An 11,493-nucleotide genomic window follows, 5' to 3' on the forward strand; every position below is an offset into this window, starting at 1 on the left:
GTAATCACTCCCTATATTGGTTGGAATTAGCTACTACCATTGTAAGTGATTGCTTTGGGCTTTTTAATTTCTGTTCGGATTAATTATAGAATTTGCCACCTGAAAAACAGGGTGCCGCAATGGGATTGATGGGAATTGTCTTTGGTTTAGCACCAGCGATTGGACCGACATTCTCTGGTTGGATGGTGGATAGCTTTAGCTGGCGCTACATTTTCGGACTTATCTTACCAATTACGATGATTGTACTAGTGATCTCATTGTGGACGATTAAAAATGTTATTCCGCAACGCAGGACACCATTAGATATATTGTCGGTTGTCGAATCAACAATTGGTTTTGGAAGTTTGTTGTACGGATTCTCAGCGGCCGGAAACGACGGCTGGCTGAGTGGTAATGTCATTATTGCAATCCTTATTGGGGTTGTTGTCATTGGCCTTTTTGGGTATCGACAATTGCACATTATGGATCCGTTGCTTAACTTAACGCCGTTTAAAGCACGCAATTTTACATTGGGAACGTTGGTTGGCTGTGGCGTTATGGCAGCAATGATCGGTTTTGAAATTGTTTTACCGATGTACCTACAGATTATCCGTGGTCTTTCGGCAATCGATTCAGGTTTGTCGTTATTGGCAGGCGCGCTGGTGACTGCGTTAATGAGCCCGATTGCGGGGATGGCTGTTGATAAGTACGGGGCCAAACGTCTTTTAGTCATTGGAATGAGTATCTTAACGATCGGTACAGTTCCATTTGCGTTTGTCACGACGCACACATCAATCGTTGCGATTATCGTTTTATACGCGGTACGGACTTTTGGCATTTCATTGTCATTAATGCCAGCGTCGACGTTGGCCTTTGCGGCAGCCCCAATGAACCTGATGGGACATGCCAGTGCTAATAATAATGTCGCTCGTCAAATTGCCAGTGCTGTTGCCACAGCAGTGTTGGTCAGTGTGTTTGCAAACGTAACGAAAGTAAATATGCCAACTAAGCATCTATTGACCGTGGATCCATTGGCGTACAAACATGGTGCCTTTGATGCATTGCTCAGCGGGTATCACGTTGCTTTTTGGCTGACTGCACTGATGAGCTTGATTGGTATTGGTCTGGCGTTGTTAGCACAGGAGCGATCGGTGACTGAGTCAGTCTCTGATAACGCAGCGTCTACGGATCACACGATTGCGACTGAACAGGCGTAGCTAAAACGAAATGGAGAGGTTGAAGAAATGATATTGTTTGGCATTATTTTAGGTGTGATTGGCTTGTTCGCCAGTTTCGTCTATGGCAGAAAAAATTCGTGGCGGGCTGTTGGCACCATTGTGTTTGGGTTGTTGTTGATCGGATCAGTGACCGCAATCGTTGGCAATGATACGCATCACTGGGCAATGCATCGCTCGACAACTCGGCAACAAACAGTGATCAAAGCCAGCAAACAGACGCGTCATGGTCCATTACTATTAGCCGTTAAACTGGATCATGCCGGTCACGACAAGGCGTACGTTTATAAGACAAGTGGGAACCAAACGAAGCATACGAATCCAGAAACCACGCGTGTGAGGGTTTGCCAAAACGGCAAGGCTAATTCAGCGGCAATCATGACGACGAAACGGCATGAGTGGCAGTATTCTAGACTCGGAAAAATTATGTTTGCAGGGCTCCGTAACAATCATGAATTGATTTATAATAACGTTGGGTACAGTGTGCCATCAACCTGGCACGTGCTGACAATACAACATCGTTGAAAAAACACGATTACAAGTGTAAACTTTAGTCATTGAAACTAGTTAACGATGACGAAAGGTGGTTCTCAGCATGGAAGCCACAGTAAAACTTGAAATTAGTGATGCTGAATGGGAAGTAATGCGGATTGTCTGGACGTTAGGTGAATCAAACAGCCGCCAGATTACCGAAATTTTAGCCGACAAGATGGGCTGGAAGTCAGCCACAGTTAAGACGCTTCTGGGCCGTTTGGTTAAGAAACAGGCGCTCACAACGAGAAAAGACGGCAACGCATTTATTTATACGCCGTTGGTTGCTGAACAAGATGCTATGGACAGTGCAACGCGCGCTTTGTTTGGCCACCTGTGTCAAATGAAAGTCGGTCAAACGTTAGCTGACTTGATTGATGATCTGACGCTCAGCAAGGCAAACATTGCTGATTTGCAAGCTCAATTGGCAGAAAAGGCGAAGACGGCGCCGGAGACGGTAGCATGCGATTGTTTGCCAGACGGCTGCGATGCCATGAAGCAGGAAGCCTAATTAAATATTTGTCTTGACGAAAGGGAACTGTTTGGCGTAGTAGCCAGCCAGTTCTTTTTTTCATGAAATCACGAAACTTATGACTTGACGATTTTCGTTTACGATTGTAAACTGTACCTGTCGATTACAAATGTAAACGTAAAATTAAAAGCGTCAAGGGAGGCACATGATGAACAACATGTCGATGGATCATGAGATGAAGCACGATGAGATGCAGATGGCCGGGCATGGCATGATGCACATGGGTAATCTCAAACGGAAGTTTTGGGTGTCCTTAGTTTTAACGATTCCGATCATTTTATTAACGCCAATGATGGGCGCACGGTTGCCGTTCCAGTTGTCATTTCCAGGTTCTGACTGGGTGGTGGCGTTAATCGGCACCATTTTGTTCTTCTACGGTGGGGCACCATTCTTTTCCGGTGCCGTTGATGAGTTGAAGACACGCAAACCAGCGATGATGGCGTTAATCGCCATGGGTATTTCTGTTGCGTACATTTACAGTATTTATGCAACTATCGCCAACAACGTGTTCGACGTGAAGCCAATGGTGATGAATTTCTTCTGGGAATTGGCAACGTTGATCGACATCATGCTACTAGGTCACTGGATTGAAATGAACGCAGTGATGAATGCCGGTTCGGCGGTTGACTCACTGGCCAAGCTGTTACCGAACACGGCACACAAGATCGTCAATGGACAGACGCAGGATGTTCAAGTTAACGAATTGGCTGTGGGTGACCACGTTTCTGTGAGAGCTGGTGAACAAATTCCGGCCGACGGTGTATTGGTAAATGGAACCACCAGTGTTAACGAAGCCATGGTGACAGGTGAAGCCAAACGGATTGAGAAGAAGGCAGATGATAAAGTTATTGGCGGCTCAGTCAACGGTGATGGCACGTTTGAAATGACGATTACTGGCACAGGCGATTCAGGTTATTTAGCCCAAGTTATGGATTTGGTGGCCAATGCGCAACAGTCGAAGTCAGAACAAGAAAACATGGCAGACAAAGTTGCCGGGACGCTGTTTTACGCGGCTTTGCTGGTCGCCGTCGTAGCCTTTGTAACATGGCTATTCATCGGCAATTTAGCGCTGGCACTATCTGTGGCAGTGACGGTGCTCGTGATTGCCTGCCCACATGCGCTTGGTTTAGCAATTCCGCTGGTCGTTGCCCGAAGCACATCTATTGCTGCCCGTAATGGTTTGTTGATCCGTAACCGCGACGCAATGGAACGTGTTAAAACATTGAAGTACGCCTTGATGGATAAGACGGGGACCTTAACTGAAGGTAACTTTGAGGTGCATGCCGTTGGCAGTTTAATTGATGGTGTGAGCGATGACGCAGTATTGGCCCAGCTGGCTGGCCTGGAAAATGGGTCTAGTCATCCATTAGCGGTTGGTATTCTGAACGCGGCTAAACACCATCAAGTCACGGCTGCCAAAGTGACTGACATTGCTCAGATTACTGGTGTTGGCGTGCAGGGCCGCACAGATGGTCATAAGGTGGCCATTGTCTCGGCCACATATTTGAACCAGCAGGGAATAGCTTACGACCACCAGCAGTTTGATCAACTAGCCAGTTCAGGCAACTCAGTTAGCTATTTGCTTGTAGATGATCGATTAACTGGTTTTGTGGCGCAGGGGGATGAAATAAAACCAGCTGCAAAACGTATGATCAGTATGCTAAAAAGGCAACAAATTGTGCCCGTTATGTTAACAGGTGATAACGAACAAACGGCTCAAGTGGTTGCCAAACAATTGGGTATCGACGAAGTGCGGGCGCAACTCATGCCAGAGGATAAGGAGAAAATTGTTCGTCAGTATCAGGAAGATGGTTCCGTCATGATGATTGGTGATGGGGTTAACGACGCGCCAAGTTTGGCACGGGCAGATATTGGTGTGGCGATTGGCTCGGGCACAGATGTGGCGATTGATTCGGCCGACGTTGTGTTGGTTCGCAGCGACCCTAACGATGTTGTTGAATTCTTGAATTTAGCCCGTAAGACAACGGGTAAGATGACAGAGAACCTCTGGTGGGGAGCTGGTTATAACATTTTGGCCATCCCATTAGCAGCAGGGGTCTTGGCACCGTTGGGCTTTATCCTTAGCCCAATGCTCGGGGCAGTGTTGATGTCCCTAAGTACAGTGATCGTAGCGATTAACGCGATGACGCTGCGGGTAAATAAACAAGCTGAATAATTTAAAGACCACAATTCCGATTTACTTCAGAATTGTGGTCTTTTTTATACGACTAAATGCTTCTTTTTCTGTCATCCTCATGGAATTATGACTTTCTCCTTGTGTAACCAATTTCTCTAAATCTTGGGCTCGGTGTAATTCGTTCAAATAAGTGAATATTGAGTACATTTCTTTGCCAAAAAATGTTAGCGGCTTTAATATTAATCAGGTTCATTAATATACTTATATCACTTGGGAGGGATGCTATGGGTCTTAATGAGCCCCTAGGTCGTGAACGTCTCATCAAATTGGTGATTGCGTTTGTAAGACTTAGCCGCTGCGAATACTCATATGTACTCAAGGGGGGATTAAATAATTGGCAATAAAATATTTCTAATTTTCGAAAAAAGATAATCTGGTTAGAAGGTAGAGAACACTATTGTATTTCTATCAGTAGCTTTGAAAGTATTTAAATATAATTAGTAGGCAAGGAGATATTTTTATCAGGCAAATTACAAGTTTAATCCGAACAAGCCCGGAATCTTTCAATGGCAGTCTGTTGATGATGTATTTTTAATGGTCGTTGATTAATTAGTTCAAGTGCTAATCACTCCCTATATTGGTTGGAATTAGCTACTACCATTGTAAGTGATTGCTTTGGGCTTTTTAATTTCTGTTCGGATTAATTATAGAATTTGCCATCATGAAAAACAAGATTGCAACGGGACTAATTTTAGCAGTGCTACCAATGACTTTAGCAACTGTCGGTGCTACAAATGTCAAAGCTGATGCGACACATGCCACGACGTTTGAAATGAAAAGAAACGATATGAGCAAGACGTCTGGTGCCATCGTTGGAAGCTATAATAGTAAGGACAAGAAGGTTGTTGGAGCAACCTTGCCTGGTAAATCTGTGTCATTTAAGGTCTCTATGTTGAAAGGAGACTCAACATACTTGCATTTTGCCTTTATGCACGCCGCATCTGGATCAAAGGGGTGGTATTTTACTCCAATGTCAGCAGATGGAATCAAATTAAGTAAGGCGGACTTTAAAGATGGTAAGAGTATAAATATTACGAATAAAATCGGATTGTTTGCGGCCCCAGACGCAAGTACTGTGAAGTCAGTCAAAGCAAATGACGGTAAGCTGAAATACGAAAAGACTTCAAAGTTCCTAAAGGCGACTGTTAAAGAAATCGATGGCAAATATACGGTTACTATCAAAAACATGTCTAAGGGTAATTACAAGACGCCATTTTCATCAGGTGTTTGGGGTACCGAAATGAATGGCTCAAAGGCTTTTGACCACACGCCATCAGCAGCATTAAGCAAGCTCGCTACGATGGGACACCGTGACGATTTACTAAAGACAGCCGAAATGAAATAAGGTAGATATACCGGTAGACAAGGCATCTCACTGCGCTTGAAGTTAGGGATATTTAAATTCTCACGAAGATGTAGTTACTTGAGTACCTAGTCTATAAAAAATAAATCTCATATTCTGGCAATAATTCCCTCATGGGTGATAGATGAGCTATGAATAGTTCATCTGTCACCTGTGAGGGGATTTTTTATTAACTGTGAAGCCGTTTTGTTGATTATTATTACCAGCATAACGGTCAGCGGTGACTATCATATTTAGGTGTTGTTACTTCTAAAACATACCGTTTTTTGGGGCCTTCGCCTTAGATAATTTTCAGCAAATTGAAACGTTTAACAAACTTGCCAGTATTGATGTCTCTAAGTACAGTGATCGTAGCGATTAACGCGATGACGCTGCGGGTAAATAAACAAGCTGAATAATTTAAAGACCACAATTCCGATTTGTTTCAGAATTGTGGTCTTTTTATACCGTTAATTTAAGTTGGCATGCCAAACAGCGGACCAAAGGGCTTATTTGCCTGTTGTTTCGTTTGTTATAGTTGTGCTTTCATTTTCACTGTTAACCGTCTTTGAGTCGCCACCATCATCGTTGGGATTAGTCTTAGGCGTTGGGTCTACTAAGAAGCGGTTTGGTCGTTTGGACTTCTTAGCTAATAATATCCATTCGACGAGTTCAAGTGCGAAAAAAATCAGTAGTGCTAAAAATCCTCGTTCAAAATTGGTCATAGCAGCGTTCACATGGCCACCTTCGTAATTTACGACTAACAAGATCAGTTCATACATAGTGGCTAAGAATAATAGCAAGCGAGTTACCCAAAGGCCGATAATCCAGTGTGCTGACCAGTTAAAGTCGTGGGAGCGACGAACAGCAATCGTGAACTTAGGAATGAGCGTTGCCAACGTGAAAATAATGGCAAGGATGACAAACGTATTGGCGAATACACTGTTCTCACCACCGGCAAACAGCCAGTGGGTAAGGTGAGGATTTCCAGTTCCCACACGGGCCGACGGATGGTCGTTGAAATCAAAGGCTCGCAGATATTGCATGGCCTGAAACAGGATTTCAAAAAAGAGGTTAACTAGAAAAGCCCACCAAAATTCGGCCCGGGTCGCTACACCCTTAATATGAAATGATTGTTGCCAAAACTTTTTGTACGCGACTAACATGATGATTCCCCTCACATTTCTTAGCAGAATTATACCATGCGACCCCGCAATAAAAAGTAAAGCAACCCTTAATTCTGACTTTGGTAACGTAAATTTGTATAATAGCGTCATGAGAAAGAAGGCGAACCATGATTTTTGAAAAGTACCATCCGATCATGACCAAACATTATGAGTTAGACTGGCTAACCACATTTAAAGTGAAAGAGGTTTTTGCATTACGTCATGATGCCAGTGTAGCAAAGTTAACTAATCGGGACGTTGATGCAACCATTATGGACACGGCTGCCCACGTAAATCGTGTCATGAGTAAGATTATGCATAATGATGCTTTGGTTTGGGGCATTGGTGACAAACGGACGGGTGAATTCTTAGGGACATTTGGGTTTGATTCTTTTGTGGCGGATCGAACAACTGCAGCAATTACGTTTGAACTATTGCCGTCTGCTCAGCGTCATGGTGTCATGAGTGAAGTGTTGAGTCATATGTTGTCGTTTGCGTTTGATGAACTCGATCTTCAAAAGGTTATTGCAACCGTGCAACCAGCCAATGTTCAGGCCGTCATGCTCTTGAAGGGGCAGGGCTTCATGTTGGGTAGCGAGACGACGGGTGAGCTACAGCTTGAACTGAAACAAGACGAACGGTAATTTTGGATAAAACAAAGTTTACCAAAATCTGATAAAAGCGCTACAATGAAATTAACGAGCCGTCCCCACAATGCGTGGGACTTAATGGCGCCCGTTTCTTTTCCATTTAAAAGAGGCGAATATCATGGCTAAATTGAGTAAGGAAGAACGTAAGGCTTTGATCGAAAAGGCCGAAGAAGATCGTGCTAAGAACCCGAGGCCAGAATCAAAAGAATCTGGTTTTGCCACGATTGATGCAGATGCAAAGAAGTTGGAAGACGAAAACTAGTTTTCCAACGTGGTTGCTTACATAGGTAAGCGTGCCGAGTGATAACAATTGTTGTCACTATTAATAAAAATAAGGTTAAATGATGCATATTAAATGTGTCATTTGGCCTTATTTTTATTTATGTTATGTCTGTGCAGAAGACATCCTCAATGTGTCACTCAAAAATCGCATGCAAAACATGGAATGCGGTATAATTTAGCTAACAATCAACAAACGTTTGGAGGCGAATTGTCATGGCAGATGCATTGGAATTAGCACGGCGGGTCCGCGATGGTGAAGTGACCAGTGAGGCCTTGGTCAAAGCGGCTCTTGCGCGGATTGAAGCGACCAACAATGACTTGAACGCGGTCGTTCACACGCGTCGTGAAAAAGCGCTGTCGGAGGCCCGCCAGTTGCAGGATCTTGGTCAGCCATTTTTAGGCGTGCCACTGCTATTGAAGGATCTCGGCCAAAATTTGAAGGGTGAACCGGCCACGCTGAGTGCACGCTTATTCAAAGATGAAATTGCGGGTCAAACAGATAATTTTGTGGCAGCATTGCAAGATGCTGGTTTTATCATAATTGGTCAAACGAATGCGCCAGAGTTTGGCTTCAAAAACATTACTGATCCGGTGCTGTACGGTAAAACGCGGAATGCGTGGGATCGCGACTATTATCCGGGTGGTTCATCAGGCGGCGCAGCGACAAGTGTTGCGGCCGGTTATGTACCATTGGCTGCCGGTAATGATGGCGGCGGATCGATTCGTATACCAGCCTCATTCTCCGGCTTGATCGGATTGAAGCCCACACGTGGGCGAGTGCCTGTCGGTCCTGATGGCTGGCGTGGTTGGGCTGGCGCGTCCATTAATTTTGCGTTGACGCATTCAATTCGCGATACAGCAGCCTTATTAGACTGGCTGCAAACGTACCAACCGGAGGCGCCATTTAGTACGCCGGTTAACCTACAAGGGTTCGCTGCGCAACTCTGGGATCAGCCGGCTCATCTGAGAATTGCTTACAGTACAAAATCCCCCGTCGGTACGCCTGTTTCTAAGGCGGCTGTGCAGGCAGTTGAAGACGCCGTGACATTCTTACGGGAACAGGGCTACGAAGTGGTCGAAAAGAGCAATCCATTGGATGGTGTGGCACTCATGCGGTCTTACTACATGATGAATGGTGCTGAAACAGCTGCGATGTTTGACTCCGTTAATCAAGCCTTAGGACGTTCGGTTGAGCCAGACGATATGGAACGATTGACATGGTTGATCTATCAGGCAGGGCTAGGTGTCACTGGCGCACAGTATAGTCAGGCAATGGGTCTATGGGATCAGGCTAGTGCACAGATGAATGACTTTTTGGACACGTATGATCTGTACCTCACCCCAACGTCTGCTTATCCAGCGCCACGTTTGGACAATCCATTGGTGGATCCAGATATAGATGCTCAAATTGATCATGTGACGCGGATGAAATCATCTGAGCGATTGCAGCTGTTGTGGGATTATTTTGAACAGGCACTGACATTGTCGCCATTTACACAACAGGCTAATTTGACAGGACAACCGGCTATCAGTTTGCCAACATTTGTGACTGACGCAGGCTTACCAATTGGCATTCAGTTTACCGCCCGCAAAGGTGATGAACTGGCGTTGTTGCGCATTGGTCGTTTGTTTGAACAACAACATCGGCTGAAACTACCCACATTTGAAGAGGAATAACAGGATTTAATAATGAATGAAACAATGTATGATTTAACAATTATTGGTGGCGGCCCCGTCGGTTTATTTGCTGCTTTTTACGCAGGTTTGCAGGAGTTAAAAACGCAAGTTGTTGAGAGTTTGCCCCAGGTCGGTGGCCAATTAACCACGCTGTATCCGGAAAAACGCATTTTGGATGTGGCTGGTTTTAGCCATGTAACAGCGCAAGAATTAGTCGACAAGTTAGTGGCACAAACGAGTGAATTCCCAGTTACGATAAAGACGGAAACAACGGTGACTAACGTGAGTGGTCAACTGGGTGATTTCACGATCACGACCAACAAGGATGTAACCCATTCTAAGGCCGTTTTGGTCACTACGGGTAATGGTGCTTTCACGCCGCGTAAACTGGCTGTGGATAATGCAGAGGCGTTTGAGGGGCGCAATCTATGGTACTTTGTGCCGAAGGTCGCTCAATTTAAGAATCATGACGTGATGATTGCTGGTGGCGGAGACACTGCCATTGATATTGCGTTGATGTTAGAACCGGTGGCCCATCATGTATATTTGATGCACCGCCGGGATTCGTTCCGAGCGTTGCCACACAGCGTGACTAGGCTGAATGAATCCAGTGTTGAAACGGTTACGCCTTATCTTGTGAGCGGGCTGGCAGCAAACGGCAATCAGGTAACAGTCGACTTAAAAGAAATGAAAACTGACAATCACCGAGCGGTTACCGTGGACGATCTGGTTGTGAATTATGGCTTTATTTCTGATCACAGCGTGTTTGAAAACTGGGACCTGCAGTTTAACCAAAACCGGCAACAAGTGGCTGTCGATGGTAGTATGAAAACTAGTATCGACGGCATTTATGCCGCTGGCGATACAGCCAGCTATGATGGTAAGGTGGCCTTAATTGCGACAGGATTTGGCGAAGCAGCTACGGCTGTTCACGCAGCTGCGTTTGCTATTGATCCGCATCACCGTGGCCCAGTGCACAGTACGTCGGTTCACTTACCCAACGAATAATCAGTGAAAACGATAACTTCTGACAATTATTGTTTTTATCGCTTTATGTCGGTTGAAAAACGGCTATAATGGTATCTACTAATGTCTTTTTAATTTATGTAAAAGCCCTGTGAAAGGATGTGCTTCACATTAAAAAAGTTATGAGCTGGGTGTGGCCAGTTTTAATTGGTTTTGCCATTGCAATGTTAGTTAAATGGCTTCTGATTGCACACGTACGTGTTGACGGCCCCTCGATGTTGCCTAACCTTCAGAATGACGAGCGGGTGTGGGCCTTTAAGCAGGCGCCATTAAAGCATGATCGTGTCATCGTATTTAAGGCTTACGGTGTGGACCCACAGGCGACTGATACTAAAGTTATGTATGTTAAGCGGATTATTGGAATGCCTGGAGACACGATTGATTATCATGCTGATGGAAAGTTATACGTAAACGGTAAGTTTGTTTCTCAGAGCTATATCACCAAAAAACAGCAACAGGCTGGTACGTTAACAGCTTTGCCGCATAACGGTAACGACTACAAAGGGTTTAATCTAAAAACACTTAGCTATGATGAAAACTGGACACGTAACGCTGGCGTCACTAAAGTTCCTAAGGATAGTTACTTTGTTCTCGGGGATAATCGTGCGGTATCAAACGACAGTCGGTACTATGGCTTCGTACCGAAGAGCAAAGTTGTCGGCGTCGTTAAAGCCTATCCGTGGTCAGAGCATCATGAGCAAATTAACGTAAAATGAATTTAATTTAGTTGAAGAAGGGACGATAACGCCAAGTTTAGGCATTATTGTTTCTTTTTTTATGCTTGAATTGTCAAATTAAGTGCAACACTACATTAAAGAATATTTCATAAGGCGTTTTCCATCCGAGACATTTACGGGGACGATTATTCATTTGTTC

Annotated in this window: 11 protein-coding genes; 10 read left to right on the plus strand and 1 reads right to left on the minus strand. The window is 44.7% G+C overall.

Features of this window, described 5'->3' with window-relative positions; genetic code table 11:
- Positions 1 to 92: 92 nt before the first annotated feature.
- The 5 genes from GB992_RS07210 to GB992_RS07230 all read left to right on the plus strand — a co-directional run bounded on the left by GB992_RS07210 (position 93) and on the right by GB992_RS07230 (position 5,819).
- Positions 93 to 1,196, plus strand: a complete 1,104-nt coding sequence (locus GB992_RS07210) for an MFS transporter (RefSeq protein WP_161001832.1) — start codon at positions 93 to 95, stop codon at positions 1,194 to 1,196.
- 27 nt (positions 1,197 to 1,223) lie between these two features.
- The gene (locus GB992_RS07215; RefSeq protein ID WP_161001833.1) at positions 1,224 to 1,739 is read left to right on the plus strand and encodes a DUF4811 domain-containing protein; all 516 of its coding nucleotides are present in this window, start codon (positions 1,224 to 1,226) and stop codon (positions 1,737 to 1,739) included.
- Between the two features lie 70 nt (positions 1,740 to 1,809).
- Entirely contained in the window at positions 1,810 to 2,256 is a 447-nt protein-coding gene (locus tag GB992_RS07220; RefSeq protein ID WP_161001834.1) for a CopY/TcrY family copper transport repressor, read from the plus strand.
- Positions 2,257 to 2,425: 169 nt separating this feature from the next.
- A complete protein-coding gene (locus tag GB992_RS07225) occupies positions 2,426 to 4,453 on the plus strand; it encodes a heavy metal translocating P-type ATPase (protein WP_161001842.1) in 2,028 nt (675 codons plus the stop codon).
- A gap of 682 nt (positions 4,454 to 5,135) precedes the next feature.
- Positions 5,136 to 5,819: a hypothetical protein gene (locus tag GB992_RS07230; RefSeq protein ID WP_161001835.1), complete on the plus strand. Its 684-nt coding sequence runs from the start codon at positions 5,136 to 5,138 to the stop codon at positions 5,817 to 5,819.
- Positions 5,820 to 6,325: 506 nt separating this feature from the next.
- Here GB992_RS07230 and GB992_RS07235 read toward each other — a convergent pair.
- A complete protein-coding gene (locus GB992_RS07235; RefSeq protein ID WP_161001836.1) occupies positions 6,326 to 6,982 on the minus strand; it encodes a DUF805 domain-containing protein in 657 nt (218 codons plus the stop codon).
- 128 nt (positions 6,983 to 7,110) lie between these two features.
- On the opposite strand from GB992_RS07235, the gene GB992_RS07240 reads away from it, so the two are divergent.
- The 5 genes from GB992_RS07240 (at position 7,111) to lepB (ending at position 11,333) form a co-directional block, all read left to right on the plus strand.
- On the plus strand, positions 7,111 to 7,626 hold the full coding sequence (locus GB992_RS07240) for a GNAT family N-acetyltransferase (RefSeq protein WP_161001837.1): 516 nt from the start codon (positions 7,111 to 7,113) through the stop codon (positions 7,624 to 7,626).
- A 124-nt stretch (positions 7,627 to 7,750) separates the two neighbouring features.
- Positions 7,751 to 7,894 carry a hypothetical protein gene (locus tag GB992_RS11635; RefSeq protein ID WP_162855652.1) on the plus strand — a complete coding sequence of 48 codons (144 nt, stop codon included), beginning with the start codon at positions 7,751 to 7,753 and terminating at the stop codon, positions 7,892 to 7,894.
- 233 nt (positions 7,895 to 8,127) lie between these two features.
- Entirely contained in the window at positions 8,128 to 9,591 is a 1,464-nt protein-coding gene (locus GB992_RS07245) for an amidase (RefSeq protein WP_161001838.1), read from the plus strand.
- Between the two features lie 12 nt (positions 9,592 to 9,603).
- Positions 9,604 to 10,599, plus strand: coding sequence for an NAD(P)/FAD-dependent oxidoreductase (locus tag GB992_RS07250; RefSeq protein WP_161001839.1), 996 nt, complete (start codon positions 9,604 to 9,606; stop codon positions 10,597 to 10,599).
- A 140-nt stretch (positions 10,600 to 10,739) separates the two neighbouring features.
- On the plus strand, positions 10,740 to 11,333 hold the full coding sequence (gene lepB, locus GB992_RS07255; protein ID WP_162855653.1) for a signal peptidase I: 594 nt from the start codon (positions 10,740 to 10,742) through the stop codon (positions 11,331 to 11,333).
- Positions 11,334 to 11,493 lie beyond the last annotated feature (160 nt).

This window comes from Furfurilactobacillus milii (assembly GCF_009863985.1).
Taxonomy (GTDB): domain Bacteria; phylum Bacillota; class Bacilli; order Lactobacillales; family Lactobacillaceae; genus Furfurilactobacillus; species Furfurilactobacillus milii_A.